Origin of the sequence: Paenibacillus sp. JQZ6Y-1, assembly GCF_040719145.1 — a bacterium.
Taxonomy (GTDB): Bacteria; Bacillota; Bacilli; order Paenibacillales; family Paenibacillaceae; genus Saccharibacillus; species Saccharibacillus kandeliae.
In genome coordinates this window covers 2,225,055-2,251,978 of sequence record NZ_JBFDUZ010000001.1, presented here as the reverse complement: position 1 = coordinate 2,251,978, position 26,924 = coordinate 2,225,055, and the positions used below count along the sequence as shown (strand labels likewise).

Genomic DNA, 26,924 nt, shown 5'->3' with positions numbered 1-26,924 from the left:
AGTAAGGTCTTTTTATACGATGCTATCCGGTGGCGTATCCAAAGGCATATCCAATACAAAAAAGGTTCCGTGCTCATCCGAACGGATAATATACAGGCTGCCATTCATACGCTCTGCCAGTCGACGTGCTAATGGCAAGCCAAGCCCTGTACCACTGCCAGTACGCGAACGATCTTGACTTAATGTAGTGTATGGTTCAAATACCATCTCCCATTGTGATGCTGGGATGATCGGACCGGAGCTGCCAATACGAATCAGGGCATGCGACTCTTCCAGCTGCGTCTGCACTGTAATCCAGCCCTGCTGCGGTACATTGTATTTCACCGCATTATCTAGCAAATTCAACAAAATGTGCATCAAATGCTTAGGATCAGCGGTAATCACAGCCGAGGCATCCAGTGCTACGTTTAATTCAATCGCTCGATTCGTTGCCTTGCCGCGTGTACGCTCTGCCGCTTCCTGTACCAATTCATTCAGTTCTACAGGTTCAGGATGCAGCTCGAAATCATATTTGTCCAGCAGCGATAGACGAATCGAATCCTCAATCAGTTCAATCAGTCGCCGGATTTCTGAGGAAATGCTGGCGCTGGCTTCTTGTACCAGTGCAGGATCATCGCCGTACATGCGCAGCAGATCGGCGTACGATTGAATGGAGGTGGCGGGTGTTTTTAATTCATGACTGATATTGCCGATAAATGCCTTTTGTAGCTGCTCCAAGGCAGATAACTTCGCAACAGCTTGTTCCAGTTGCCCTTTTTCTCGTTCTAGCTCGTTCATACTCTGCCGGATCATGCCACCCATCTCAGCGATTCCGTCGCCCAATTGTCCTAGTTCATCGTTGCGCTGTACAGGCTGGTGCTGTCCGGGCTGTGGATAATGACCACGGGAAATGAACTGCGCCTGCTTCATTAGCGTGCGAATATCTCTCGTTTGCCGACGAATATACAGCCAGCCGATGACAAAGCTAACGCTCAATACAATGCCGCCGGTATATATACAGACGAGCAGCATATTCTGGTAAAAGGCTTGCTGGTCAGCAATCGATACATGAAGCTGAACAACACCAAGCAAGCTGCTGGTGCCGTATACCGGTGCCAAATACAACACATTCGACCCTTCGGTAATATAGGCAGTTTGTCCTTGAAGCGCGTAATGAAGCGCAGAACTGGTGTCGCTGCGCCAGCCGAGCGGCAACGAATCACCGCGCAGCTCGCCTTTGTTATCATACAGTATGACACGCATATTGCTGGATGATCCCAGATCGACAGCCAATTCATTGCCTCGACGCTGCATGAACAGAATTGGGTCCAAACGGGTACCTGTCAGGTACATTTGCCGAATACGCATCTCCATCAGCTCACTCTGACGAAGCAACAATTGTTCGGTTTGCTGCTGCTGGTTACTGCGGATACCGGATAGCACTAGCATACTCAGCACACAAACCGTGAATAAGAGCAACGCACCTAGCAGCAAAGGGAATTTCCAGCGCAGACTGAATCGCGGACGGTTGGATGTATCATAAGAGGCAGCCTGATCGTTATTCTGATCCGAATCATGCGCCTGATCCAGACTATGCTTGGACGGGTAAGAGGAAGCTGTATCAACTGGATGAGTGGGCTTCATCCGGCAGGCTCCGCCCGATAGCCGATGCCATATACCGTTTGCAGCAGATTTTGATGCGGATCAAGCTTTTTACGAAGGCGCTGAATATGAATATCGACCGTACGCGTCTCTCCGAAAAAGTCCATTCCCCATACCAGCTCCAGCAATTCGTCCCGTGCGTACACTCTACCCGGATGAGCGACCAGCAGCGATAACAGATCAAATTCGCGTGGGGTTAACTCCAATGCCTGACCATCTACCAATGCACGACGCGAAGCAGGTTGTACCTCTAGCGGACCAAGCCGAGTAATGTCATCCGGTGATGGTGTACTCTCACGATCCATACGGCGGGCGAGTGCCTTAATACGGGCAATCAACTCACGCAGATCAAACGGCTTGGATACATAATCATCGGCACCCATTTCCAGACCGAGAATACGGTCAATCACATCATTCTTGGCGGTAAGCAGCACGATGCCCATCCCTCGACGATGATCCAGCCGTCGACAGACCTCATAGCCGTCCATTTCTGGCATCATCACATCTAGTAATAGCACATCTGGCTGAAATAGCTCCACCTTACTGAGTGCATCACGACCGTCAATCGCCGTCTCAACGGTAAAATGCTCTCGTTTTAGTGCATAGGCGATGGAGTTGCGGATACCGGCTTCATCGTCTGCAATGAGTACTTTGATGGACATGGGCAAGCTCCTTTCAGGGGGCAAGATAGATTGGATATATCGCTTATTGGTCTGTATGTATGAGGAAAGCAGCCGCATAACTGACGGCTGCTCGGGCAATTCATCATGTGATAATACCGTATGGATACGCCTATCTAGGCGTATGCAATCAGTCGGTCATCGTATCGTTGTAGTATTCAATAATGTCTTTCCGGCGGATAATACCGAGAAACAATCCATCATTGTCAGTTACCGGTACAAAATTCTGGTCGGCTGCTCGGCTGAGCATATCTTCCATGTCGGCGGTAATCACAACACTTTCATTTTTAACACGACGCTGAATATCGCTGATAGGCACATGACGCATACCTTCAAAGTCCAGATTGAATGAATTTTTCAGCTTCCACAGTAGATCGCCTTCGGACAGGGTGCCTACATAATGTCCTTGCTCGTTAATAATGGGAATGGCGGAGTACGGATGCCGTTCCAGCACCTCCAATGCCTCCAGCATAGTTACGGATGAGGATATGTAGGTTACCTGTTCCTTGGGTAATAGAAAATGCGATATTTGCACAGTGACCACTCCTTTACATCAGATGTTATCCATAATACTTCCATTAAAACATATTTTATATCCCATGTGTAAAGGTTTACAGCATTGTTTCCGCCTGTCAACTGGCGGTAAAAGGGATAGGGATGTACCATGAACAGTATACAAGATATGCAAATCATAGTATAACATGTGCAAACCTATGGTAGTATGTGATGCTGTACCACTTGTTAAAAATCGCGAATATTGTCAAAGGCGTCATACAGTGCATCTCGTTGTAGTGGGGGATGACCGCTCGCATGACGCTGTTCGTCTGCCAGATCCAGCAGTAAGACGAGTGCCGTATAGACTTCCTCGCGTTCTATCGTTGCGATGTAACCGGAACGGCTATTTTGCATAGCGTTGAATGCTTCAGTATATTGCTCCACCAGTGGAAGCAGCGATGACTCGTCCACATGATTCAGCTTGCGAATCGCGGCGTGTAGCGTATTGTAGGCTTTGGCTGCTTTTTTCGCCTGCGTGGCTGTTATTCCTTCACGACCGTCCCAGTCGCGGAATGGATTGTTTAGATTCTCAGCCAGCCATTCCGGTTTACGCGGGCGCTTAATACTCACCTGCATACCAGCAGCAGCGCGCTTTTTGTAGTTCTTTTTAATTTCTTTTGCCGCTTCGGCAGGCAGACTGTTCATACTCAGCGAGCGAAGAGATGGTAACTGATCTGGGTGCGGGAACTGCTCACCGGTAAAGTCGAATAGATCATTCATGTGTATATGCTGTAACCGTTCCATCTGTGCAAGTTGCTCCATATGCTGGACTTTGCCGGGCGCGCCCCATACGGTCAATTGGCACAGATGGGGGAAACGATCCATCAACGTTGCTACATTCAAGGTGCGCACATGATGCAAATACAGTGCATGCAGCTGCGATAATCCATAGAAAGGAACGACCTGCCCCGTGTCTGCTGACGTTGTTGCATATAACGACAGATAACGTCCATCTGCGGCGACTTCAATACGCAGTGGAGTGTTTTGCATGATATTTAAATACAGCTGATCCGCCTGATCATGCAACCGCACTTCCTTCATATCGTGTGCAAACAAAGTCAGAATACGAACCGCCGTGTCGCTCAAATCCAGCACAGGCATACGACAATCGCGGACACTCAATCGATGAATGAATGGATTGCCGTGCAAATAATCCAGCAGCTGTTCATCACAATGTGAAGTTTGAATTTCGGTCAGACAGGGCAGTTGCTCTAGCTCAGACCAGTGTTCCAAGTGCTGAAGCAATGCGTCGTCAACTCTGTTTGTATTGCGGCGAAGGGTCTGTCCACCTATCTGGATTTCGGTATAATCGCTGGCGGCTTCTTTGAAGCGACGACGGGCTGCCGGATCGATCTGTTCCCAGCTACGTTGACGGTACAAGGAATCGCCAGTATTCCAGCCACCGCTGTAGCTGTTCGTTTTCTCATGAATGAGAGGTGGCATATTGCCTACATAGATGTAGTTAGAGGGAACATGAGCGTCTATATAGCTATAATCCAGCTTGTGATTCCAAAAATAAAAATCGCAAATAAGCGGCTTCATTTGCTGCCACTCATGCTCATGCGGAAGATCCTTGCCGCACCAATCTAGCTCTAGCACAGAAGCGAGAATGCTCTCGTCACTAGATTCAGACATGTCCAGATCAATAATTTGACAGGCGGTATAGCTCTGCATGTGATCGGAATACACGCAGTATATATCTCCAATGGATGGTAGCATAACAGGGTTCCTTTCGATCTAGGGAATGATGATGAGTTCAAATAAGCATAGCGTGTCAAATGACATCCAAATTCAATCACATAATAACGATCATAGGTGCGAAATGCAAGTCATGTGCAGGAAGCGTATAATGAAACACGATATACAACGAAAGGAAGGGAAGGTCATGAAACCATTGATCGAGGTAGCGGATTATCGTCCAGAATGGGCATTGCAATTCCGACAAATCAAGGAGCTGATCCTTCAGCTGAACTGCCCTGCTATTTTGCAGGTGGAGCATGTAGGTAGTACTTCGGTGCCGGGGTTAGCAGCTAAGCCTATACTCGATATCGATCTAATGATTAAGGATGAAGCACAATTGCCCGAAGTGTCGAAGGCGCTGTTCACTCTTGGCTATATCTATGAACAGTTGCAGCTGTTGCCCGGTAGGGAAGGGTACCATCGTCTGGATAACGCTGTGCCCTGGTGTCCCGGTCAGCAGCAATGGATGAAGCAGCATCTGTATGTATGCCCGCAGGATAGTGCGGAACTGCGGAATCATCTATGCTTTCGCGATCATCTCCTTCAGCATCCCGAAGCAGCCCTGCAATATGGCATGTTGAAAAAGGAATTGGCTATCACCTCATCGGATCGTCTGGACTATACGAACCGCAAAACGGAGTTTGTACACAGCATCTTACAATTATATAAAAAGGAGAATAGATCATGACATTTCAGTCACCGAATGTTTTAACTGCCGAGCAATTAATTGATAAGATAGACGAACTGCTGCAACGAACGGATACGTACCGCGAGCGTCAGCGGGAGATGGCGGCGTCAGCTTTTGACCCATCCTGGTACGGCGATTTGCAGCCACATATTCAAGTGAACAACGATCATTATCTGCTTGAACTGTATGAACGAGGCAGCAATATGATGAGCAAACAGACGACACAGACGGATGACGTCATCTATTGGATTCTGGAGGATGTGATCTTCAGCAATGCGTATATTCTGCTGATGGAGAAGTACAAGGTGGATAATATCACGACGCATTTAAAGCTGACACCCGACATTATGACGGAATTAGATGGAATGGTGAATGCTGCTTTTGACCGAATCGGAGGTGTCTATCAGCAGTGGCATCAACAAGGACGACGTCATCAGATCGAAAGGGGGTAGGCATCAGATGATTATTATGATCAACGGCGCATTTGGTACAGGCAAAACGACGACAGCCAAGCTGTTGCAGCAGCGGATTCCTAACAGCATGATCTATGATCCTGAGGAGCCTGGTGATCTGCTGCGCCGCATAATTCCTGCTACAATATTGCATCCGCAAGAGCAGACGGGTGACTTTCAGGATATTGTTATTTGGAAGTATTTGGTGGTAGATATTGCGGGTCATTTACTCCGGCAATATGGCAAGCATTTGATTGTACCGATGACACTGTATAAGCGGGAATATTACGAATATATACATAATGGACTGCAACAGCTGTCGCCGGATATAGCTCACTTTTGTCTGCTTGCTGATCAAGATACCATTCATCAACGCTTGCGTCAGCGGGGCGAGGTGGTAGGAAGCTGGGCGTTTCAGCAGACAGAGTATTGTTTGGCTGCATATGAGCAGTATGATTTTTCGGAATACGTGGATACGCAACATCGAACAGAAGAACAGGTGGCGGAGTATATTTATGCACAGTGGCAAAAATCAGTTCTAGAACGTAATCCTTGATATAGAGCGTAATACTTACTCTTAGATAACCAAATAATAAAAATTTTTACAAAAAAAGATAAATAAATATACAAAAGTTACTTAACTAAGAGGTATAATAAATACGATCTACATTACAAAGGAGGGGTTATTGATGATGAAGTCTTTAAAGTACGCTGCTGTATGCTTGACCTGTGTTGCAACGCTGGCGGTTCCGTTTTCGCAGGCGGGTGCTGCTAGTGAATTGTCGTCGACCAGAGTACCAGATCAGACGGTAGTGAGCACGCATACCTTTGCGGATAAGAACATACCGTACAAAGCGATTGATGGTGATATCAATACAGCTTGGACGGCAGGGAAAAGCAGTGATGTGATGAGCCTGTACTTCCGCGAACAAGTATCTTTCAGTGCGATTCAGATTGCGACTACCGTTTCCAAGACCACGACGCATAAATATCTGGTCTATGGTCTGCAAGGTAAAGAATGGACTGTGATTGCACGCGAGTCTCGTACTATCGAACCGGGCGCGAATGGGCAAGCTACTGTACTTGATCCGATCAAGGTAACCCCTGGTACATATGAGGGTATCCTCGTATCGATCGATGCCAACACGACTTCCAATCTGGTTATCAATGAATTGCGTCTGGTCAATTGACGCCATTTTGTAAGCGGTTAACATAACGGTTGCGATATTCTTCTATTTCTACATCTGTATCTACATTCTCATATTGAACAAAACAGCCATTTGCTCTCCACCTGCACAGACAGTGGGAACAAATGGCTGTTTTTATCGTAGTAAAAAGACTCGTAATAGCTCGGCAACGATCACAATTCACGCTTGATGATCTGATTCTGCTCAGCGGCTTCAAATAGCGCTTCGATCAGACGCAGCACGCGCAACACCTGCTCATTATCCACCGCAGGCTTGGCTGTGCCTTCGACTACTGCTACGAAGTTATGGAAAAACTCTTCCGGCACATCCTGAATACGCTCAATCGAACTACGAAGCGTGGATTCCTCAGAAGGCGGTGCCATTGTTTTGGTTAGTCCACGTCCTGCTTGAATCGGCTTAGGCTCCACATGCGCAACATCAGGATTTTTGCGTACAATTTCACCGCTCAAATCCCAATCGCGAATGACAGCGGTACCTTCGCTGCCTTTGACATACCAGCGTGGCAGCTTCACATAGTTGGTGGTGCCAACTTCGATCAGTGCGGTCAGACCGTCCTTGAATGTAATACGCGCAGTGAAGCCGTCATCCACCTCGGTATTCAAAATGGTGCTTAATTCCGCTGATACGCTTTCAATTTTGCTATCGGTGAGCAGCAGCAGTTGATCCAGCAGATGCACACCCCAATCGAGTAGCATACCGCCGCCATATGCCTTGAGCTGTCGCCAATCGCCGGGAATCCCGTTAGCACCCTGTACCCGTGATTCTACATGAAATACATCGCCGATCGTTTGCTGCTGAATCAGTTGACGAACGATTAGGAAATCCTCATCCCAGCGCCGATTCTGATGTACCATGAATACGCGCTCCGTCTCCTTCGCCACCTGCAAAATATCCAGCAAATCTTGACTATGGATCGTGACAGGCTTCTCGCAAATGACATGCTTGCCCGCTTGCAATGCGGCGATGGCTAGCTCCTTGTGCACATCATTCGGCGTTGCGATCAGTACGATATCAATCGTATCATCTGACAGCACGGCTTCCAGATCATCGTACGTCGTATGACCATGACTTTTAGCAAGCTCCTGTCGGTATTCGGCAATATCTAGCACACCAGCCACCTGAATGCGCTCTGCCTGTTCTACCAATTTGGCATGATAACTGCCCATTCCGCCATACCCGACAATCACCAGTCGGTAATCTTCATTTGTTTCCATAGATGAGCCACCTTTCCTGGATCTATATTCTCATTTTACCCTGTATTTGGAATATTCAAAAGGTCATAGACAGCAAGAGAAGCATTCTATTTCGTTTATGTGAACGCAAAAATTCTATGATAAACTAAAAGCAACCAAAGCTATCTAATATAGAACAGGAAGAAAGTAGGAATTGATGCATGATACATATGAATGAGAATTTAGAAGAATACGATAACCCCCAGCAGTACGATAGAGAAAATCAATATGATGTCGATACCCAATGGTTGATTCAATTTGCCAATCGGCTTGACCATTGTCAGCATATTATTGATCTGGCTTGCGGAACAGGGCGTATCGCTATACCGCTGGCACAGCAAGGGTATACTGTGACTGGGATTGATCTACATGCTGGCATGCTGCAAGAAGCAAAGCATAAAGCGCAGCTTGCAGGTGTACCAGAAACACGACTGCAATGGCTGGAACAGGATTGCTGCAATTTTTATACACCACATTCTGCCGATTTACTGCTTATGAATGGCAATGCGTTTCAACATTTTCATACTAATGAACAGCAAGATCAGTTGCTGCGTGCTATATCTAGTCATTTGCGTACAGATGGTTATATGGTAATGGATATGCGTTTTCCTTCCAACGATGAACTGATGCAACCTGAAGGAGAAGACTATTGGAAAACAGTAACGGATGCGCATACGGGATTACCGGTCGATTTGTACACGCTTAGCAGTTATGATGCGTTACAACAAATGCAGCACTATATTACGATTCGCAAATTTCGAGATATACATGGAACTATTCAGCGCGAAGAACGCAGCAATATTTATTTGCGATACACGTATCCGCAGGAGTTAGAGCGGTTGCTGGCATCTCATGGTTTAGCAGTGATCCATCGTTATCAGGATTGGAATGGTACTCCGTTGACAAAGAATGCTAGTCAAATGATCTATGTATGCCGTAAGCGTTAGCTATATTTATCCACCTATCATTCATCTTTTGCTGTCAAACCATCACGCAATCGTAGATCGCATGTAGCATGAACGGCGTATAGAAAATAGAAAATCATATCGTGCATACCTTTCAGTCTTGTCCAATATGGGCAGGACTTTTCTTTATTTTATTTTTATGGTACTTAATGGCATTAATTACAAAAACGTAAATGACGATATATAAATAGGATGTTCACTTTTTGTTTAATAAATAGTAAATTAAATGAAATTCTTGATATGAAACTATATAATGTGAATAAAGTAAAAAAATACAAAATGTAATAAATAGGATATAAAAGCAAACAAGAAACGAAAACCGATGCAGAGGGTGGATGGTTATGGAACATGTAAATCAGCAGGTTACAGATGAACTCGTCGTACGCACATTGCAGGAAAATCTGGCGATCATCCGTTTTGATACGGATCACCGTGTCGCTTATGTTAACCCGATTTTTGCAGCGGTGCTGGGGTATACTCCTGAACAAATGATTGGGATGTATCATAAAAATCTATGTTTTCCTGAATTATATAATAGCAAAGAATATGTGCAGTTCTGGGACCAGCTGTTTTCTGGCAAAACCTTTCACGATAAAATTATGCGTCGTGATGCACGCGGCAATGCGGTTTGGCTGGAAGCGACGTATATGCCAGTTTGGGATCAACAACGGCGCCGTGTCATTGGCGTAACTAAGGTTGCCGCCAATATTACAGATCGTCATCATGATCTGTCTCTGGTCGTTAGTGAGCTACAGCAAACCGCGCAGCAGCTTAATCAGCATTCGTCGGCAGGCATTCAGCATAGTGAGCATCTGTTACGCAGTATGGAGCAGATTGTTCATGTGTCTGGTGCCAATGCAGAGACGGTGTATACATTGCAGGAGCAGGCGTACGAGATTCAGGATGTTGTGCAGACAATCCGTAAAATTGCTGCTCAAACACAAATGCTGGCTCTCAACGCAGCTATTGAGGCAACGCATGCGGGTGAATTCGGTCGCGGATTTAACGTGGTCGCGCGTGAGGTGAGCAAGCTATCCAACATGGTGCAGGATTCCATCGCTCAGATCAAACGTAGCGTAGAGTCCATGAGCCAAGAAGTACGCAAAATCTCTGGCAGTACAGGCGAAGTTGAGCAAAGTCTCAAGCGCGGTCAGGAGCAGGTACAGACAGCTATGGAATCCTTCAACGCGATCTTTACTTCGGCGCATGAGTTGAATATGCAGGCGGAGAAGGTAGCGAATCGGATCTAAGGCAACTATAAATGAATAGCGTAATGATCAAAAATCCAGCCTGTCTATTAGTAGAACAGGCTGGATTTTTGCGCTTAGGTAGGAGTGGGTCAGATGGAGAAAATAGATTAACCCTGCCCTCTCTTTGGTTGCAGAAGAGGAGGCAGGGTTGGAATTATGGATTTTTATTGTTCAGCTTTAGGAATAGACTCAAAATCAATAGTGTACTGTGAAGCTTCCTGCGCCTGTACTGGAAGTCACCTGAACATAATGATAACCTCTTATGTTAAAATCGGATTTGAAAAGCGTATACGGACTACTGCCGCTATATACAAGATTGGAAATAGGATTATTCTGATTATCAAATATAGTGACATTATAAGTTCCGTAACGAGATGGATTAATTTCAATTTCAAGATTGCCGTGCAAAAATAATAAGCCAGTTTTTCCGCCATTATTAGGGTTGGATACGATTTGAACAGGACCTGCATGGTCAGGAAAATCGCTTGCTGCGGTAACCGAAATGGCAGATGTAGTGTTTTCTGGAGGAGCGGCTGCGGAGACTGTACTAGAAGTCCCGAATGGTGCTGTGATAAAAGCGGCTGTGAGCGTTAAAGCAGAAAGAAATGCAATGTTTCGTGTTTTCATAGACATTACTCCTTTTGTTAGATTTACAACCAAGTCCACTTTAACATAATAATCCTTTTAATTACAATATATGGATTATTGTTCACGAAATAGACAATAATAGAATTAGAACATCTTATACATTTTGTGATTGCAATCACACATCACCTCAGTATAAAAGCGCTAGAATTTCATATATGCAATTTAATATAAAAATGAAATTAGCGAAAAGAGGGACTATTCATGCTCGACACCAAAACGATACAAATCATTCAATCCACCATCCCCGTTCTCAAAACGGAAGGAGTGAAGATTACAAGTCATTTCTACAAAACGATGTTCAGGGATCATCCAGAACTGCTGAATCTATTCAACCATGCGAACCAGAAGCAGGGACGGCAGCAAACGGCGCTTGCCAATGCAGCCTATCTGGCGGCACAGCATATGGATCGGTTGGAAGAGATTTTGCCAGTTGTAACTCAGATTGCTCATAAGCATCGTAGTCTCGGCGTTCTGCCGGAGCATTATCCTATTGTCGGGCGCTATCTGTTGCAAGCGATTCGTGATGTGTTAGGCGATGCGGCAACACCGGATATTTTGGACGCGTGGGGGCGTGCGTATGACGTCATTGCGGGAGCATTTATCGGTGTAGAGCAGGAGCTGTATGCACAGGCGGATCATCTGTGGGGCGGTTGGAGCGGATTCCGAGCATTTACTGTGCAGCGCAAGGAGATTGAAAGCTCGGTCATCACTTCGTTTTATCTGGTTCCAGAGGATGGAGGAGCGCTAGCAGCATTTCAACCGGGTCAATATGTCAGTGTGAAGGTGCATATACCGGGTGAGGAATTTGAGCAGATTCGTCAATATAGTTTATCTGCTGGACCGCAGCATGACTATTACCGCATTTCTGTCAGACGAGCAGATGGAAATGGGATTTATCCTGCGGGTAAAGTATCTATGTATCTGCATCGGCAAGTGCAGGAAGGAGATGTGCTTTGGCTGTCAGCACCTGCGGGGGATTTTGCATTGCAGCGGCAGCAGGAACGACCTATCGTTTTATTAAGCGGCGGGGTGGGCTTGACGCCGATTACCAGTATGCTGCATGCGTTGCTGGAAAAACCATTGCAGCAACCGGTTGTTTTCATCCATGCGACCCATGACGGAGAGCATCATGCCCTGCGAGAAGAGATTGCGCAGTGGGAGCAGCAGGAGCCTTTGCTGTCTGTGTATTATTGTTATACTGCACCGAATGAGCAAGATCGGTCAGAGCAGAGGTTTCACAGAGAAGGGTATATGGAGATGGAATGGCTGCAACGTATATTGTCGCATCCAACAGAAGCAGAATTTTATTTTTGCGGACCGCTTGGTTTTATGAAGGAAATGCATCATATATTGGAGCAGTGGGGGGTACCAGTAGAACGTCGTCATTATGAATTTTTCGGTCCAGCGGCAGCGCTAGTTTAAGTGAGGGTATGGTGTGGAAAGAATTTGGGTAGAGTAGATAACGCGGATAGAGGATACCGTTTAATGAGATAGATTGGTGGGAACCCGCCAAGATGAGATGCAAGTGGAGTTGCTTGGTAGGAAGGTAACGCTGTGTTTTATATTGCATTCTATATGCCATGTTCCGCAAGCATATAGGATAGATCCATATTGCTCCGTCAGAGAAATAACAGCGAGCAGCGGTACAGGCGCAATCTGCCATGTACCGCTGTTCGCTGTTATTCCATATTCATCGTACATAAGCTCTGTAGCATTCCACATCCCGTATCGTGGGAATGAACAGAAGGCAGCTGGCGCATGAACTTACTCTTCCAATGGCATCCGGCGTGCAAATTCCACGAATTGAAATTTATCCAGTCGATGCCTAGATTCCGTATACTGGAACAGCGTCGTATCCTCCAGATGCACATAGTTGCGGACGACGACGATATGCGTATCGCGCTTCAAGTCCAGCAGTAGCTTATCCTCTGCTGTGACCTGCTCGACTGAGATTTCCTTTTTGGCATAGGCGATCTTCAGCGACAATTCACCTTCCAGATACGCATAGATGGACTGGCTAGCAATTTCACGCGTGAGCGATGGAATAATGGAAGCGAGAAAGTAATCCTTATCCAGAATGATTTTCTCATCTTCGATTTCGCGCGCACGCACGACTTTCCATACCGGCTCTTTTTCCTGAATATTCAGCTGTCGGGCGATATGCTGTGGGCAGGGAATCAGAGAGGTATCGTGAACCAATGTACGCACATTGCGTCCCAGTCGTTCAGACAACTCCTTGAAGCTGACCAGCCCTGCAATGGGAAATTCCATCCGGTTCATATCCAGCACGAAGGAGCCTTTGCCTTTCATTTTGTGAATATATCCGTTCTGTGATAGCAAATGCAGCGCCTTACGCACCGTTTCTCTGGAGGTGGCATACTGCTCTGCCAGTTCATGTTCCGACGGTAGCTTCACACCCGGCTTTAGCGTACCCGCTTCAATATGCTGTGTATAATCACTGTAAATTTGCGAGAAAATATTTTTGTTCATTCTACATCACCGCCATCTATTGTACGAATTATACGATAAAAAAGCAAAAGTCCTAGCTTGTAAGATGACGGTTCTACATGTGGAATTTAGTGAGCGTTCAACCAATATGCAACTTTCTATGTATTCCATATACATACAATATGCAAAATCAAAAATCGCCCGCTGTCGGCTCTGAACCGTACAGCGGGCGATACGAAGACTATTCTACAATCATGAGATGCTTATATGATCGGTCAATCGGTCAAACCAGTATTCGAAGGAATAAGCCAACCATCCATCCAATGATTAGGCATTCGTTCCATTCAGATGAATACGCAGTACTGGCGTTTCTCCAGCCTCTACAGGTCCTGGCAACTCTTCAATCTGCTGAATCATCTCTTGACCGACAGGCACAATGATCGGAGAGATCGTTGCATAACCGGCGGATGTAATCATATCCATATCGAATTCTAACAGCAGTTGTCCTTTACTTACAGTGTCGCCAGTAGCTACATGAGCCTTGAAGCCTTCCCCTTTGAGACCTACCGTATCGATACCGATATGAATTAGAATCTGTACGCCGCTGGTATGCTCCAGAATAAGCGCATGTTTACTTTTATCAATCACATGAGCCACATTCCCATCGAACGGAGCATATACTTTGCCATCTGTCGGTTCAATCGCGATGCCCTCGCCCATTTGCTTCTCGGCAAATGCAGGATCGGGAACCTGATCTAGCGATACGGCTTGACCGGAAATGGGAGATGGCAGATCCAGTGTATTCACACCATCCACGGAGGTGGAATCGGAAGCAACCGCTTTGTCGGAAGCTGGGAGCGGACTGTGTCCATGCTCTACTTTATCTACCGCGCGATCGGCAAGATCCTGCTCGCTATCCTCCTCAGAGGTAGTCTGTTTGCGTGTTGCGAGTTTACCCCAGATCAGCGTACCGACAAAAGGAATCACGAGACAAATTGCCATACCGATAAAGAAGATGCCCCAGTTGCCGACATTGATTGCCAGAAAACCAGGTAATCCGCCGACCCCGACTGCGAAGGCGCGTACATTGTTCATCGTCAGCAATATGCCACCAATCGCTGAACCGAGCATCCCCATAAACAGTGGATATTTAAAACGTACGTTCACGCCGAACACCGCTGGTTCAGTAACACCCAGAAAGGCAGTGATGGATGTCGTAGCGGAGAGACTTTTCATTTTTTGCGTACGAATGACGAACATCATAGCGAGAGCAGCAGCACCTTGCGCGATGTTGGACAGCGCCAGCATTGGCCACAGGAACGTACCGCCAGTGGAGTTAATCAATTGCAGATCGACCGCAAGGAATGTATGGTGCATCCCTGTAATAACGAGCGGTGCATACAGTCCGCCATACAGCAGACCACCCAGCCAAGGCACGGTGGAGAATACCCAGACGACACCAGCAGTCAGCCAGTTGCCGAGTGTAAAGGTAACTGGCCCGATAACGACAAAAGCGAGAAAGCCAGTCACGAGCAGCGCAACCGGTGCAACGACCAGCAGCTTGAAGGAGTCAGGTACGGTGCGGTTCAACCATTTCTCAATCGTCACCAGCACATAAGCGGCGACGAGCATCGGCAGTACCTGTCCTTGATAACCGACCGCATTGATATGCAGACCGAACAGATTCCACGTCGGCACGGTTCCTTCATTGTACGCGGCAGCGTAGTCATACGCACTGAGCAGGGAAGGATTGACCAGAATCAAGCCGAGTACAACACCAAGTAGTGGGCTGCCGCCGAACCTTGTAGCTGCTGACCATCCGACCAGCGCAGGCAAGAAGGTAAAGGCGGTACTAGCAATCGTATTTACGATAGCGGCAAAGTCCGCCCATTGCGGGTATACCTCGACCAGCGATTGTCCTTTGAAGAAAATATCCGAACCAGTCAGCAGGTTGTTAATGCCGAGCAGCAGACCTGCGGTAACCAGCGCGGGGAGAAGAGGGATGAAAATGTCGGATAACGTTTTAATAAATTGCTGAATCGGACTCTTATGTTTGATGGCAGCGGCTTTCACATCTTCCTTACTGGCACGCTGACCGCCTGTAATCGCTATCAATTGCTCGTAAGCTTTGTCGACAATACCGGGTCCGATAATAACCTGAAATTGTCCCTGTGTGGAAAAGTAACCTTTGGCAAGCTCGTTATCGTCCAAGGCTTGCTTATCTATCTTGCTTTCATCCAGCAGTGAGAAGCGCAGACGGGTGACGCAATGCGTAGCAACCTCGATATTCTCTTTGCCGCCAATCGCGGCGACGATTTTCTCAACATCTTCTCTGTTTACCGACATTTCTTCATCTCCATTCTTTCTCTTAAAATACCGGGGGCGTTACCCCCGGATGACCCACATGTACGAACCATACGGTTCAAGATTGACGGCAGTTCCCCAGATGGGAGCCTGTTCCGTATTGCTTACTAACAGCTCCATAACGGCGTTGCCATTGCCATCTATGTAAGCTGCGGGCGGTGCGAATGTCGCCGGTTGATCCGTAAAATTGGATACAACGATCAGCGTATCGACCTCATTGCGACGAGCATACGCATACACCTGAGGATGCTGCTGATCCAGCCGAATGTATTCTCCGTCGGTCAGCACATCTTCCGTTTTGCGCAGGTGAATCAGTCGTTTGTAATGACTGAACACCGAGTCTGGATCATGCTGTTGTAGTTCCGCATTAATCTCTGGATAACGCTCATCCACCTTGATCCACGGTGTTCCATCCGTGAAGCCAGCGTTAGCACCGTGAGTCCATTGCATCGGTGTTCGAGCATTATCGCGAGAACGGCGGGCGATGATAGTAAATGCCTCTTCTGGTGTCTTACCCATTTCGATCATGATCCGATACATATTTTTGGATTCAATATCACGAAATTCCGTCATATCGTTCCAATTTGGGTTAGGCATACCGATTTCTTCCCCTTGAAAAATGTACGGTGTTCCTTGCAATCCATGTAGTGTAGTCGCCAGCATTTTGGCACTTGCCACTCGGTAACGTCCGTCATCTGCAAAGCGTGACAACGAACGTGGCTGATCATGATTGTTCCAAAATAACGCATTCCAGCCGCCACCTCGGTACATTCCCGTTTGCCACTCAGATAACAGCTGCTTGAGCGCCTCAAAATCATACGGCATCAATTCCCATTTGCGTCCCTGCGGATAATCGACCTTGAGATGATGAAAGTTAAAAGTCATCGAGAACTCGCGTTCATTGGGATTGGAATAACGGATACAGTGCGCCAGCGTAGTAGAGGACATCTCCCCAACAGTCACCAGTTCATGCGGACCGAATACCTTCTCATACAATTCCTTAATGTACTCGTGCACTCGCGGTCCATCCGTATAAAATTTGCGACCGTCACTAATGAGTAGATCGCTGTTCGTATCATTCGGAAAATTCTGATCCTTGGAGATCAGATTGATCACATCCAAGCGGAAGCCATCAACACCTTTGTCTGTCCAAAAGCGCATCAGGTCTGCCGCTTCCTGACGTACGTTCTCATTTTCCCAGTTCAGATCGGCTTGCGTGCGATCGAACAGCGCCAGATAGTATTGCCCTGTTAATTCGTCGTACTGCCATGCTGAGCCGCCAAATTTGGACTGCCAGTTGTTCGGCAATCCACCATCCGGTGCAGGATCACGCCAAATGTAATAATCACGATACGGATTATCTTTGGAGCGGCGAGCCTGTTGAAACCAAACATGCTCAGTTGACGAGTGGTTCACAACGATGTCCAGCATGAGTCGCATGTTACGCTGGCGTAGCCCGTTCATCAGCTCGTCAAAATCGTCCATCGTGCCGTACACCGGATCAATAGAGCGATAATCTGCCACGTCGTAACCGTTATCATTTTGTGGCGAAACGTATACCGGCTGTAACCAAATAATATCCACACCTAACTCTTGCAAATAATCTAGCTTCTCCGTCAACCCTCGAATATCTCCGATACCATTGCCAGTCGTGTCCTTAAAGCTGCGCGGATACACTTGATACACAGTGGATCGGCGCCACCATTCGGTCATGCTAACACTCATACGTATGATTCCTCCCCAATCTAGCGATGCTTCAGCAAATGAACTATCATTCGTCGTTCTATGTAGGTTAGGCGAATGGATATGTTTCTTACTGTTAACTTGTATATACAGGATAGCTTGCCTTGTTGATTGTATACCTGTATATACAAGTTGTCAATTGATAAAATGACAACGGATAAGTATTATATTTTTATTGATTCCTAAGTTAAATTGTGTACAATTAAGTTTATAACTTAATTTGGAGAGTGCGCATACTATATGAGCAAGTTGGAAGATCTAGTGACAACCTTTATTGATTATCAACTTCAGATGAAAGAATTCATTTTAAAAGTTTCCAATCTACAATACCTTGAAGGATCAACAGATGTGATTGAAGGTGGAGCGCGCTTTTGGTTGCCGCTGTTGCCACAAGATGAGATTACACAGGATGTTCTTTGCGAAAGTTACACTATTTTTGTGGATACGATCATGGAGAAGTGTCCAGAAGACGATAAAATTGCGGTGGAATTTAGAAAAAGTGCGGATCGTGTACTGTCTTTTCTCAAACAGCAGGATATTGTAATGGAATCCACGCTGGATGAGGTGTTTGATGAAATACATGATGAATTGCAAAAACAGATTCTTTTGAGTTCAGATTGCGTAGAATAGCATGGGACTGGAAGAAGGTTGGAATGGAAGAGTGTAGGTCGAATAGGCAAATAAACGTCACGCAGTCCTCAAGATGATAGGATTGCGCGTATAGATACATGATAGGCGATATATAAGCTTGTAATGAATAAAAACCCGTCTGCTGCACGAGGGATCAGTTCCCAAAGTGACAAGCAAACGGGTTTTATTCATTATTTAGTAGGAACCATGCACAAGCTTCCCTGATATTGTTGGTGTCAATCATTCCATGACCCATGACTGCTCCTGCACATATTTTCGATAATCGCTCGGTGCTAGCCCAGTATACTTCTTAAACTGCTTTGAGAAATAAAACGTATCGTTAAACCCCAGCTGATGCGCGATTTCGGCGATAGGCATCGTGGTCATGGTGAGCATCTGCTTGGCATTTTCAATTTTCTGCCGAGTAATATATTGAATGGGGGGCATCCCCACATATTGCTTGAACATGCGGATAAACGAATTGGGGTGCATATAGAGAATGCTCGATAGCTCCTCAATCGTCATGTTTTGCATAATATGCTCGTCGATATAAGCCAGCACCATAGTCAGCTTGTGGAAAACTGCCTCATTTTTGAGCGATACGGTGTCGGCATTCCTTGTCAGGTTCATCATATAGTGACTGATCAGCTCGGTTACTTTACTTTTGGCAAGCAGGCGGGCATACACCTCCTGCGAATGCGCATACTGAACCATTTCGCTGAATATATGCTGTACTATCTCAGGCTGTTGGGGACGGCATTGCGGATTTACATTGAGCAGCTTGAACAAATTAATACCACCCGCATACGCCGTAAAATGGCACCAATATTTCCGAAATGGACGCTCATTAATGAATGAATACGATTGCTTCACACCTTCGGGCATCAAAAATAGCTCTCCCGGCTGCGGATAGTATTCCTGATCGCCAATCTTCAGCCAGCCCTCTCCTTCACAGATGAAATAAAACTTACTGTAATCCGGTATGTAATCCAGCTCCCGCCAATCGGGTGCGCATAGACTATGATTAGCAGTGATCAGTTCTACCTTTAGATTGGACAAATAGTTTGACAGCAATGCGCGATGTTCCATCTCCCATAACCTGCTCTCCATGCTATTTTTGTACATCAGTCAGCTATTAATCTACATTCAAACGCCTACCTAGCTCCGCTATACTGAGAGCAATGACAGGACAGGAAGGATGTGCATAATCCAATGGATCGTAATGCGTATATACAACAAATCAAGGATACCATTGCCAGCGGTACGTTTAAAGAGGAATGGGCATCATTGAGTCAATTTGAGGTTCCATCATGGTACAAGCAGGCAAAATTCGGCATTTTCATTCATTGGGGCTTGTATTCCGTTCCGGCGTTTGAAAGTGAATGGTATTCGCGCAATATGTATATGCAGGGTTCCAAAGCGTATGAGCATCATGTGGAGGTATATGGGAAGCATACCGAATTTGGATATAAGGACTTTATTCCATTGTTCACTGCCGAGCGATTTGATGCGCAGGAATGGGCAGAGCTGTTCAAGGCAGCAGGGGCGAAGTATGTCATGCCAGTTGCTGAGCATCATGATGGATTTCAAATGTACAAAAGCGAGCTTTCCGCCTACAATGCCTACAATATGGGACCGCACCGCGATTTGTTGGGTGAGATGAAGCAGGCATTTGAGCAGCAGGAGCTGGTTCTGTGCGCGTCTTCACATCGAGCGGAGCATTGGTTTTTCATGTCACATGGTAAGGAATTTGAATCGGATATCCATGAGCCGCTGGCGCTAGGCGACTTTTACTGGCCAGCTGAGCCGGAACCAGATCATCATGATCTGTTTGCTTCTGCACCGAGCACTGAGTTTCTGGAAGATTGGCTGCTTCGCACCTGTGAAATTGTAGATACATACCAGCCTAAAGTGCTGTATTTTGACTGGTGGATTCAACATACTGCCTTCAAGCCGTATCTGCGTACATTTGCCGCTTATTATTACAACAAAGCACAACAATGGGGCATACCAGTAGCGATTAACTATAAGTTCGATGCCTTTATGTTTGGCACTGCTATACCGGATGTGGAGCGGGGACAGTTTGCCGATCTCAAGCCATACTACTGGCAAACGGATACCGCTGTCGCCAAAAACTCATGGTGCTATACCGAGCATAATGAGTACAAGGCATCGGTCGATATTATTCGCGATCTAGTAGATATTGTGAGTAAAAACGGAAATCTGTTGCTCAATATCGGCCCCAAAGCCGACGGTAGCATTCCAGAAGAAGATCGGCAAATTTTGCTAGAGATTGGTGACTGGCTGCGTATCAATGGCGAGGCGATCTATGATACAACACATTGGCGCATTTCTGGCGAAGGACCAACGACGATTACGGAGGGACATTTTACCGACAGCGAGCCGAAGCCGTATACGTCGCAGGATATTCGTTTTACGTGTAAAGGGGCTACTCTGTATGCTACGGTGCTGGTCTATCCAGATCATGGCGAGGTTCGCATAGAATCGCTGCGAGCAAAGTCTCCCCACTTCGCTGGTATCATTCAAACGATACATGTGCTGGGATTGGACGAAGCGGTACAATGGGAGCAAACAGAGGAAGCATTGATCATTCGATCCAGCTCCATGACAAGCGCCGTTCCCGTTGTATTCAAAATAGAGCTGGATTAAGACAGAACAGAACGGGATGCAAAGCAACATACACTCAAAAGCAGCATACAATCAACAGTAGAATAGAATGAAAACTAGAATGAACTAAAAATTAAAATCGACTTAAAAGCAGCATTCAATTAAAAGTAGAATCGACTCAAAATTACAGGAATCAGATACAATATTCGTCTATCTACAAAACTTTTATGATGATCGTAGAGCTGTTATCGCTATAGCACCTGATCAGGAAGAATAAAACACACAATCACCGGTAAAAAAGACGTTTGTATATCGTCTACTTTTTACCGGTTTTTGTTATTCTAAGCGAATAAAACGAATAAAAAGTGAACATCATTCCTTAATCATTCGTGAATAACGCGAAAAAAGTCGAATATTCATTGACAAGGCGTGTCAATTTCATTAAAATTCGTAAGGTGCAAAAGAACGAATAATTCTACAATAGAATGCCTTGATTGTATTCATACCCTTCATAACAGAATCCTGCCGACAATCATAGTGCTTCAGCATTGCAGTGATATAGATGATTCAGGGTTATGGAATGACATGAATCAATGATGGCGTGGAGGCTGCTTTACATGGACAACTGGTTTAAGCTCAAGGAAAGAGGCACGACCGTTTCAACTGAAATTATTGCGGGGCTGACGACATTTTTTACGATGGTCTATATCGTCATTGTGAATCCCGGCATTCTGAGCAGTACAGGAATGGATTTTAATGGTGTGTTCATTGCGACAATTCTAGCTAGCATTGTAGCTACGCTCATTATGGGATTGTGGTCGAACTATCCCATTGTACTGGCACCAGGGATGGGGCTGAATGCTTTCTTCGCCTATAGTGTTGTCGGTGGATATGGGGTATCGTGGCAGGTTGCTTTGGGCGCGGTATTCATTGCTGGTATTTTGTTTATTATTCTGTCTGTTACTTCGTTTCGATATATGCTGCTGGATGCGATTCCGGCAAGTCTGAAGCACGCCATTACAGCGGGAATTGGACTGTTTATCACAACAGTTGGATTGCAGAATTCCGGCATTATTATCGCTTCGGAATCCAATCTGATCACCATCGGCAATCTGGCACAACCGATGACCTATCTGACGATTATCGGTCTGCTGATTACCGTAGTGCTGATGGCGTATAACGTCAAAGGCTATCTGTTTATCGGTATGGTCGTAACGGCGGTGCTAGCATGGATTCTCGGTCTATTCCAGTTACCAGCATCGATTGTGTCCATGCCACACGGATTGGCAACGACCGCTTTCCAATTGGATCTGGCGGGTGTATTCTCCAATGGGCTGTATACGATTATCTTTACGTTCCTGCTGATCACCTTGTTTGATACCACTGGTACGATGCTTGGTGTAGCAGAGCAAGCAGGGCTGCTCAAAGACGGCAAATTCCCACGCTCCCGTGGCGCATTGCTTGCGGATGCGGTAGGAACAACGACTGGTTCCCTGCTCGGAACCAGCCCAACGTCTGCGTATATCGAGTCCAGCACTGGGGTTGCTGCAGGCGGTAGAACCGGATTGACCGCACTTACGGTGAGTGTGCTGCTGGCAATCACCTTGTTCTTTGCCCCAATCGTCAGCGTGATCTCCGGTATTCCAGCGATCACGTCACCTGCGCTGATCATTGTTGGTTACTTTATGATCAGTGTCGTGAGCAAGATCAATTGGAAAGACCTTGAAGAAGCATTTCCAGCTTTTCTAATTATTATCCTGATGCCACTGACGCATAGCATTGCAACGGGGATTGGTTTTGGATTTATTTTCTATCCGGTACTAAAGCTGCTACGTGGTAAAGGGAAAGAAGTACATCCGATCTTTTATGTATTTGCGGTGTTGTTCTTGATTCAGTTGGTGTTTTTGGATCACTAGAATGTAAGGTATGGTGCTTTGTCATTGGATTTGAATGTTTCGATGATTGATAGCTACGAACCAATACAGGTATAAGCAAAGAAGCAAGATGATTATCTGTAAAAGATCATAGAATGAGGCTGTCGAGAAATTTCGGCAGTCTTTTTTATTATACATTCATTAAGTCGTTGGCGTAGAAACACCTATGATGGAATATCAAAATGTATAAGCATTTTCTCTCCTGATTCTATAACATATAGAATAGTTTTAACGATAAACCAAGGCGCTACATCTCAGCATGTGACGCCTTGGTTTATCGATGCACCCATCATCTTCTATCTAGGATACCATTGTCTAATACAGTGTTTCGATCATTCGAATGTCATGCAATCTAACTTTAGTGATTTGTAGATCAGAGTCGATGACATAGAGCATTCGCTGTAGCATATCACACTTCTGAATGATCCCCATCACCTCTGCCCATGCCTGCTTTTGAAAATAGACAATCCGAACTTGGCTCTGCTCTGCAAGGCAGGTGTGCAACTGGTGATTCAATTCTTCCTGCTGATCTGCATCCAAGGTGGGACGATTGATGTTGTGCTCATTCAGAGCCATCTGCCGCAGACGATCCCGATGCTCAGGCAATAGCATCGCACTCCATTTTTTGTTTCCGCGATCTTGATACTCGTTATTCATCATGCCCTCCTAATTTAAACGAACGATCCATCCATGTACCCGCTTGTGTCAACGACACCGCCCGCATAATGGCGCGCATTCCATATTCGTTAATAATACGATCCGTCGTCAGCCCTAGCTGGTACAGCTTGTTATGATGAAGACCGTCGAATAGATCTACCTGAATTGCATCCTGATGTACCATATGACTTACGCTTACGCTAATATGACGAATCGGCGCACACGTCTGGTCTTGAAGCAGTAATTCCATACAGGCAAGATAGAGTGGTTGAGAGAGATTGGTCGCCGAATAGAGAGAGGTGGATTTGCTAAATGAAGGCACGTCATGTCGGCGGCTGAAGCGTAGCGAGAGTGATATCGTAAACGCCGCTGCATGGACCTGTCGCAGCTTACGAGCGAGCATATCCGTCAACTCGTAAATAACAACGGCTGCTTCTTCATGTCGGTAATCACGCATAAGCGTAATACCGTGACTGAAGCCTTTCCGCGCTTCTGCGAGCGGGTCGACGATGACGGGCGAATGGTCGATGCCCCAAGCATGGTAATATAGCTGCTCACCGATCACACCAAATCGTTTACTCAAGATGCGTAGCGGCGCTTTAGCAATGTCGCCGAGTGTGAAGATCGCCATGCGATTTAGATGGAGCTGCATCCGTCGACCGATGCCCCAGATCTGTTGTACGGGTAGCGGCCAGAGATATGTTTTGATCTGTGGATAATGAATGGCGGCAAGCCCGGTTTTCTTGGCGTAGTTATCCAATACCACCTTTGCCAGAAACTTATTGGGACCAATGCCTACTGCGGCGAGTAAGCCCAGCTCTTTGTAAATGGCGCGCTTGATCATCATGGCAATATCCCGTGCGGTGGCTGGAATTCCTTGTTGCCCGAATAGATTTTCGGCTCCGGTTACATTGATCCAAGCTTCGTCAATGGAATAGATTTGGATAGCTTCAAGTGGAGCAAAGCGATGGTAGATATGAGTCACCTGCATGGACTTTTCGAGATATAAGCCCATTCGCGCTTTGGCAATATGTATGCGGTCATCTGGAGGGATTTGATACAGTCGGCTTCCAGTTTGAATCCCATAGCGTTCCTTTAGCGCAGGGGAAGCTGCCAATACCACGCCGCCGCGCCTAGTAATGTCACCAACTACGGCAACCATATCGTGAAGTGGATCAAGCCCCATTTCGACGGCTTCGACAGAGGCATAAAATGATTTCAGATCTACGCAGAGAATCTTGTAGTGGGGAAGCTTAGAATAGTCGATCTGCATGATGATCACTCCTGTAAGAACATTTGTTCCTATTTTAACACGAGATATGTAATTTGTAATTTAGTGATTTAGGTGTTCAAATGGCTGGACGGTTGGTTGTATGAAGCACGATGTGCAATTTCGGAATAAATATGAGTTCGTTGGTAATAAGAATGGGAAATAGATAATGGTAATGGAGGAGATAAGAGAAATAAGGAGAAGAGCGAGTGATTAATTTTTATTGAAAAAGTTATTAGCTGTACATGATTGGAAAAGAGGATATAGTATGAAATAGGAGACTTTGTAGTGAGTTATGTAAAAAAGAGAGGAAAACAATGATGACGACATAGCCATGCAGACGATTCCGAATCCTTGAAATGGTCGATAGATAGCTTGTAGAGGAGATAGAATCATGAATATAAAGCAAATCATTGATGATTGGGACCCTATTGAACTGTTTCCCTATGCACCAGATGATGAGTATGAAGTAGAAATAAAATTGATTGAGAATTATCTTTGTAGTCATGACAAGCTTAATGAAGATCATATAGCTCGTGAAATCGTTCATGTGTTTCGCACAAGATTCGGCAACATATTTACAGCTAGTGAAATGACTTGCTTACAGATTGCCAGAACAATCCTTAACAGCTGTAGATAATTAGGAAAATTCGAAAGAATCATCTACAAAAGATAGCTAGGCGTGAGTATACATAAAGATTTAGCGTGAAATGAAAATAGCTAGAAGGAAATTGCATTCCCCCTAGCTATTTTGTCGAAGTAGAAAAAGAATATAATTTTACTGCCCATATCCATCTGTATTGCCTTTATATTTTGCATAAGCGCCATACAGAATGAAAACAATGCCTAACGCTGTATAGGTATAACGGATTCGTACCCACTCAATCCAGTCATTACCGTTTACCAAAAACCAAGCAGCAGCAATAATCACAATAATGATGGTTGCATGTTGAACCAAATGATGTTCTGGACCCTGAGAAGAAGCGCGATATGCAATAAATGCTACGGAAATCATCATCAATGCCATGACGATATAAATGATCAATTAGCACAACTCCTTTCCAACGTATGGTTTGAGTTGGTGTCTATTATAGTTCATATCGTAGTTGGAAGCGAATTACAGCTGATGAATATGTATAAGAAGGTATATGATGTTTGATAAAAAAGCATGTGGAGGATGAATGTATGTTCACAATTATTTTGGAGTCTGTCGATTCTAAGCGATTAGATAGTATAGAAAGAGAAGGGAATGAGAACTATTTACCACAGGATGATCAGCAAGAATTTAAAATGCTAGGGGATTTAGCAACTTGTACTTACGATGTATTTGGAAGTTCAAATATGAATAACCTCATATCTGAACTTGAAATGTTAAAAGAACGCTTAACTGATTTTGAGAAAATAGATCATATTGACGAGATTATACAATTGGCTAAAAAATGCAAGAAGATACCACTAAGTAGATTAATCTTTACTCCTTTTGAGAGATAAATATCAAATGTTTCTTGATTGAAATGCAAAATAATAAAGAAGATAAGTTAAAAATCGAAAATTAAAATGAAGCCAAATTTTATAAGGGTAAAGCTTATAACGGAATACGAAATATGAAATCGGACTTTACTAGAGGAAATGGTAAAAGCACCTTAAAAAATATTTTGATGATCATGCGAGTGATTTTGGTTACCCTAGTAAAACAGAATATTTAAATGGTGCAAGAAATTTTTTTGAGAAGGTTCCTACTTCAACTACTCAATCATTTGTGTCAAATGAAGGAACTTATTTTAAGCCAAAAGTATTAAATTATTGGCAAAACGAAATCAATACATATGCCTAAATGAGGGAGGAAATTAACCTATGAGAAGAATCCAATGCCCTTGTTGTAAATATTTCACCATTGAAAGTGATGATGAAGTTATTGTAGATATTTGTGATGTGTGTTTTTGGCAATTTGATTTTACAGCTCATTTGAAACCTGACCAAGAAAGTGGTGCTAATAAAATATCATTAAATCAAGCTATTGAGAATTACAAGAGATTTAGTGTTAGCAAGCCTCAACGTAAGCATTTAGTTAGGGCTCCGTTAAAAGAAGAACTACCTGAAAATAATTTTAGTACAGATTGAATAAAAATAACCTTGCTATTTGAATGCGCTACCCTAGGGTAGTGATTGGAATAAGGATATGCTGTTGTAT

Annotated in this window: 26 protein-coding genes; 13 read left to right on the top strand and 13 right to left on the bottom strand. The window is 45.2% G+C overall.

Annotated elements, in window-relative coordinates; translation table 11 throughout:
* Positions 1 to 12: 12 nt before the first annotated feature.
* The 4 genes from ABXR35_RS09580 to ABXR35_RS09565 form a co-directional block, all read right to left on the bottom strand.
* Positions 13 to 1,623 (bottom strand): HAMP domain-containing sensor histidine kinase, encoded by a 1,611-nt coding sequence (locus ABXR35_RS09580; RefSeq protein ID WP_367058745.1) that lies wholly within the window; start codon positions 1,621 to 1,623, stop codon positions 13 to 15.
* A complete protein-coding gene (locus ABXR35_RS09575; protein ID WP_367058742.1) occupies positions 1,620 to 2,303 on the bottom strand; it encodes a response regulator transcription factor in 684 nt (227 codons plus the stop codon). Before ABXR35_RS09575 ends, ABXR35_RS09580 begins: the two co-directional genes overlap by 4 nt.
* Positions 2,304 to 2,451: 148 nt before the next feature.
* Positions 2,452 to 2,856: a CBS domain-containing protein gene (locus tag ABXR35_RS09570; RefSeq protein WP_367058739.1), complete on the bottom strand. Its 405-nt coding sequence runs from the start codon at positions 2,854 to 2,856 to the stop codon at positions 2,452 to 2,454.
* Positions 2,857 to 3,062: 206 nt separating this feature from the next.
* A complete protein-coding gene (locus ABXR35_RS09565; protein ID WP_367058736.1) occupies positions 3,063 to 4,565 on the bottom strand; it encodes a hypothetical protein in 1,503 nt (500 codons plus the stop codon).
* Between the two features lie 196 nt (positions 4,566 to 4,761).
* On the opposite strand from ABXR35_RS09565, the gene ABXR35_RS09560 reads away from it, so the two are divergent.
* The 4 genes from ABXR35_RS09560 (at position 4,762) to ABXR35_RS09545 (ending at position 6,946) form a co-directional block, all read left to right on the top strand.
* Positions 4,762 to 5,304 carry a GrpB family protein gene (locus ABXR35_RS09560; RefSeq protein ID WP_367058733.1) on the top strand — a complete coding sequence of 181 codons (543 nt, stop codon included), beginning with the start codon at positions 4,762 to 4,764 and terminating at the stop codon, positions 5,302 to 5,304.
* Positions 5,301 to 5,756 (top strand): Imm63 family immunity protein, encoded by a 456-nt coding sequence (locus tag ABXR35_RS09555; RefSeq protein ID WP_367058731.1) that lies wholly within the window; start codon positions 5,301 to 5,303, stop codon positions 5,754 to 5,756. The genes ABXR35_RS09560 and ABXR35_RS09555 overlap by 4 nt, the downstream gene beginning before the upstream one ends.
* A gap of 7 nt (positions 5,757 to 5,763) precedes the next feature.
* Positions 5,764 to 6,312: an AAA family ATPase gene (locus ABXR35_RS09550; RefSeq protein WP_367058728.1), complete on the top strand. Its 549-nt coding sequence runs from the start codon at positions 5,764 to 5,766 to the stop codon at positions 6,310 to 6,312.
* Between the two features lie 133 nt (positions 6,313 to 6,445).
* On the top strand, positions 6,446 to 6,946 hold the full coding sequence (locus tag ABXR35_RS09545) for a discoidin domain-containing protein (RefSeq protein WP_367058726.1): 501 nt from the start codon (positions 6,446 to 6,448) through the stop codon (positions 6,944 to 6,946).
* A gap of 170 nt (positions 6,947 to 7,116) precedes the next feature.
* Here ABXR35_RS09545 and ABXR35_RS09540 read toward each other — a convergent pair whose 3' ends face one another.
* On the bottom strand, positions 7,117 to 8,178 hold the full coding sequence (locus ABXR35_RS09540) for a Gfo/Idh/MocA family protein (protein WP_367058724.1): 1,062 nt from the start codon (positions 8,176 to 8,178) through the stop codon (positions 7,117 to 7,119).
* Positions 8,179 to 8,357: 179 nt separating this feature from the next.
* On the opposite strand from ABXR35_RS09540, the gene ABXR35_RS09535 reads away from it, so the two are divergent.
* Positions 8,358 to 9,143, top strand: coding sequence for a class I SAM-dependent methyltransferase (locus ABXR35_RS09535; RefSeq protein WP_367058721.1), 786 nt, complete (start codon positions 8,358 to 8,360; stop codon positions 9,141 to 9,143).
* 359 nt (positions 9,144 to 9,502) lie between these two features.
* Complete coding sequence (locus ABXR35_RS09530; RefSeq protein ID WP_367058719.1) at positions 9,503 to 10,411, top strand: methyl-accepting chemotaxis protein; 909 nt, start codon at positions 9,503 to 9,505, stop codon at positions 10,409 to 10,411.
* Positions 10,412 to 10,606: 195 nt separating this feature from the next.
* Here ABXR35_RS09530 and ABXR35_RS09525 read toward each other — a convergent pair whose 3' ends face one another.
* On the bottom strand, positions 10,607 to 11,038 hold the full coding sequence (locus ABXR35_RS09525) for a hypothetical protein (RefSeq protein WP_367058716.1): 432 nt from the start codon (positions 11,036 to 11,038) through the stop codon (positions 10,607 to 10,609).
* A gap of 222 nt (positions 11,039 to 11,260) precedes the next feature.
* On the opposite strand from ABXR35_RS09525, the gene hmpA reads away from it, so the two are divergent.
* Positions 11,261 to 12,481: an NO-inducible flavohemoprotein gene (gene hmpA / locus ABXR35_RS09520; protein ID WP_367058714.1), complete on the top strand. Its 1,221-nt coding sequence runs from the start codon at positions 11,261 to 11,263 to the stop codon at positions 12,479 to 12,481.
* A 342-nt stretch (positions 12,482 to 12,823) separates the two neighbouring features.
* Here hmpA and treR read toward each other — a convergent pair whose 3' ends face one another.
* The 3 genes from treR to treC form a co-directional block, all read right to left on the bottom strand.
* Positions 12,824 to 13,549 carry a trehalose operon repressor gene (gene treR, locus ABXR35_RS09515; protein WP_367058711.1) on the bottom strand — a complete coding sequence of 242 codons (726 nt, stop codon included), beginning with the start codon at positions 13,547 to 13,549 and terminating at the stop codon, positions 12,824 to 12,826.
* A gap of 285 nt (positions 13,550 to 13,834) precedes the next feature.
* On the bottom strand, positions 13,835 to 15,853 hold the full coding sequence (gene treP, locus ABXR35_RS09510) for a PTS system trehalose-specific EIIBC component (protein ID WP_367058709.1): 2,019 nt from the start codon (positions 15,851 to 15,853) through the stop codon (positions 13,835 to 13,837).
* Between the two features lie 39 nt (positions 15,854 to 15,892).
* Positions 15,893 to 17,596 (bottom strand): alpha,alpha-phosphotrehalase, encoded by a 1,704-nt coding sequence (gene treC, locus ABXR35_RS09505; protein ID WP_367058706.1) that lies wholly within the window; start codon positions 17,594 to 17,596, stop codon positions 15,893 to 15,895.
* Between the two features lie 258 nt (positions 17,597 to 17,854).
* On the opposite strand from treC, the gene ABXR35_RS09500 reads away from it, so the two are divergent.
* A complete protein-coding gene (locus tag ABXR35_RS09500; protein WP_367058703.1) occupies positions 17,855 to 18,244 on the top strand; it encodes a hypothetical protein in 390 nt (129 codons plus the stop codon).
* Between the two features lie 240 nt (positions 18,245 to 18,484).
* Here ABXR35_RS09500 and ABXR35_RS09495 read toward each other — a convergent pair whose 3' ends face one another.
* Positions 18,485 to 19,333, bottom strand: coding sequence for a helix-turn-helix transcriptional regulator (locus ABXR35_RS09495; protein WP_367058701.1), 849 nt, complete (start codon positions 19,331 to 19,333; stop codon positions 18,485 to 18,487).
* 123 nt (positions 19,334 to 19,456) lie between these two features.
* On the opposite strand from ABXR35_RS09495, the gene ABXR35_RS09490 reads away from it, so the two are divergent.
* Together ABXR35_RS09490 and ABXR35_RS09485 are read left to right on the top strand one after the other, a co-directional pair.
* Positions 19,457 to 20,914, top strand: coding sequence for an alpha-L-fucosidase (locus tag ABXR35_RS09490; protein WP_367058698.1), 1,458 nt, complete (start codon positions 19,457 to 19,459; stop codon positions 20,912 to 20,914).
* A 575-nt stretch (positions 20,915 to 21,489) separates the two neighbouring features.
* Complete coding sequence (locus tag ABXR35_RS09485; protein WP_367058696.1) at positions 21,490 to 22,788, top strand: NCS2 family permease; 1,299 nt, start codon at positions 21,490 to 21,492, stop codon at positions 22,786 to 22,788.
* A gap of 333 nt (positions 22,789 to 23,121) precedes the next feature.
* Here the strand turns inward: ABXR35_RS09485 and ABXR35_RS09480 are convergent, their stop codons facing one another.
* Together ABXR35_RS09480 and ABXR35_RS09475 are read right to left on the bottom strand one after the other, a co-directional pair.
* Positions 23,122 to 23,463 carry a YolD-like family protein gene (locus tag ABXR35_RS09480; RefSeq protein ID WP_367058693.1) on the bottom strand — a complete coding sequence of 114 codons (342 nt, stop codon included), beginning with the start codon at positions 23,461 to 23,463 and terminating at the stop codon, positions 23,122 to 23,124.
* A complete protein-coding gene (locus tag ABXR35_RS09475; protein ID WP_367058691.1) occupies positions 23,456 to 24,736 on the bottom strand; it encodes a Y-family DNA polymerase in 1,281 nt (426 codons plus the stop codon). The genes ABXR35_RS09480 and ABXR35_RS09475 overlap by 8 nt, the downstream gene beginning before the upstream one ends.
* Positions 24,737 to 25,127: 391 nt before the next feature.
* Between ABXR35_RS09475 and ABXR35_RS09470 the strand changes: the two genes are divergently transcribed.
* Positions 25,128 to 25,373 carry a DUF1871 family protein gene (locus ABXR35_RS09470; RefSeq protein ID WP_367058688.1) on the top strand — a complete coding sequence of 82 codons (246 nt, stop codon included), beginning with the start codon at positions 25,128 to 25,130 and terminating at the stop codon, positions 25,371 to 25,373.
* A 138-nt stretch (positions 25,374 to 25,511) separates the two neighbouring features.
* Here ABXR35_RS09470 and ABXR35_RS09465 read toward each other — a convergent pair whose 3' ends face one another.
* On the bottom strand, positions 25,512 to 25,778 hold the full coding sequence (locus ABXR35_RS09465; protein ID WP_367058686.1) for a hypothetical protein: 267 nt from the start codon (positions 25,776 to 25,778) through the stop codon (positions 25,512 to 25,514).
* 140 nt (positions 25,779 to 25,918) lie between these two features.
* Here ABXR35_RS09465 and ABXR35_RS09460 point away from each other — a divergent pair, with 140 nt between their 5' ends.
* Both ABXR35_RS09460 and ABXR35_RS09455 read left to right on the top strand, forming a co-directional pair.
* Positions 25,919 to 26,224: a hypothetical protein gene (locus tag ABXR35_RS09460; protein ID WP_367058683.1), complete on the top strand. Its 306-nt coding sequence runs from the start codon at positions 25,919 to 25,921 to the stop codon at positions 26,222 to 26,224.
* A 363-nt stretch (positions 26,225 to 26,587) separates the two neighbouring features.
* Complete coding sequence (locus tag ABXR35_RS09455) at positions 26,588 to 26,854, top strand: CPCC family cysteine-rich protein (RefSeq protein WP_367058681.1); 267 nt, start codon at positions 26,588 to 26,590, stop codon at positions 26,852 to 26,854.
* The last annotated feature ends 70 nt before the right edge of the window (positions 26,855 to 26,924 follow it).

Excerpts from the sequence above, each read along its gene's own strand:
- ABXR35_RS09460 (WP_367058683.1), top strand. The coding sequence starts at position 25,919 with ATGTTCACAATTATTTTGGAGTCTGTCGATTCTAAGCGATTAGATAGT.
- ABXR35_RS09530 (WP_367058719.1), top strand. The coding sequence starts at position 9,503 with ATGGAACATGTAAATCAGCAGGTTACAGATGAACTCGTCGTACGCACA.
- treR (WP_367058711.1), bottom strand. The coding sequence starts at position 13,549 with ATGAACAAAAATATTTTCTCGCAAATTTACAGTGATTATACACAGCAT.
- ABXR35_RS09480 (WP_367058693.1), bottom strand. The coding sequence starts at position 23,463 with ATGAATAACGAGTATCAAGATCGCGGAAACAAAAAATGGAGTGCGATG.
- ABXR35_RS09575 (WP_367058742.1), bottom strand. The coding sequence starts at position 2,303 with ATGTCCATCAAAGTACTCATTGCAGACGATGAAGCCGGTATCCGCAAC.
- ABXR35_RS09500 (WP_367058703.1), top strand. The coding sequence starts at position 17,855 with ATGAGCAAGTTGGAAGATCTAGTGACAACCTTTATTGATTATCAACTT.
- treC (WP_367058706.1), bottom strand. The coding sequence starts at position 17,596 with ATGAGTGTTAGCATGACCGAATGGTGGCGCCGATCCACTGTGTATCAA.
- ABXR35_RS09475 (WP_367058691.1), bottom strand. The coding sequence starts at position 24,736 with ATGCAGATCGACTATTCTAAGCTTCCCCACTACAAGATTCTCTGCGTA.
- ABXR35_RS09485 (WP_367058696.1), top strand. The coding sequence starts at position 21,490 with ATGGACAACTGGTTTAAGCTCAAGGAAAGAGGCACGACCGTTTCAACT.
- ABXR35_RS09525 (WP_367058716.1), bottom strand. The coding sequence starts at position 11,038 with ATGAAAACACGAAACATTGCATTTCTTTCTGCTTTAACGCTCACAGCC.
- ABXR35_RS09555 (WP_367058731.1), top strand. The coding sequence starts at position 5,301 with ATGACATTTCAGTCACCGAATGTTTTAACTGCCGAGCAATTAATTGAT.
- ABXR35_RS09540 (WP_367058724.1), bottom strand. The coding sequence starts at position 8,178 with ATGGAAACAAATGAAGATTACCGACTGGTGATTGTCGGGTATGGCGGA.
- ABXR35_RS09490 (WP_367058698.1), top strand. The coding sequence starts at position 19,457 with ATGGATCGTAATGCGTATATACAACAAATCAAGGATACCATTGCCAGC.
- hmpA (WP_367058714.1), top strand. The coding sequence starts at position 11,261 with ATGCTCGACACCAAAACGATACAAATCATTCAATCCACCATCCCCGTT.
- ABXR35_RS09455 (WP_367058681.1), top strand. The coding sequence starts at position 26,588 with ATGAGAAGAATCCAATGCCCTTGTTGTAAATATTTCACCATTGAAAGT.
- ABXR35_RS09495 (WP_367058701.1), bottom strand. The coding sequence starts at position 19,333 with ATGGAACATCGCGCATTGCTGTCAAACTATTTGTCCAATCTAAAGGTA.
- ABXR35_RS09470 (WP_367058688.1), top strand. The coding sequence starts at position 25,128 with ATGAATATAAAGCAAATCATTGATGATTGGGACCCTATTGAACTGTTT.
- ABXR35_RS09545 (WP_367058726.1), top strand. The coding sequence starts at position 6,446 with ATGATGAAGTCTTTAAAGTACGCTGCTGTATGCTTGACCTGTGTTGCA.
- ABXR35_RS09550 (WP_367058728.1), top strand. The coding sequence starts at position 5,764 with ATGATTATTATGATCAACGGCGCATTTGGTACAGGCAAAACGACGACA.
- ABXR35_RS09535 (WP_367058721.1), top strand. The coding sequence starts at position 8,358 with ATGATACATATGAATGAGAATTTAGAAGAATACGATAACCCCCAGCAG.
- ABXR35_RS09560 (WP_367058733.1), top strand. The coding sequence starts at position 4,762 with ATGAAACCATTGATCGAGGTAGCGGATTATCGTCCAGAATGGGCATTG.
- ABXR35_RS09580 (WP_367058745.1), bottom strand. The coding sequence starts at position 1,623 with ATGAAGCCCACTCATCCAGTTGATACAGCTTCCTCTTACCCGTCCAAG.
- treP (WP_367058709.1), bottom strand. The coding sequence starts at position 15,853 with ATGTCGGTAAACAGAGAAGATGTTGAGAAAATCGTCGCCGCGATTGGC.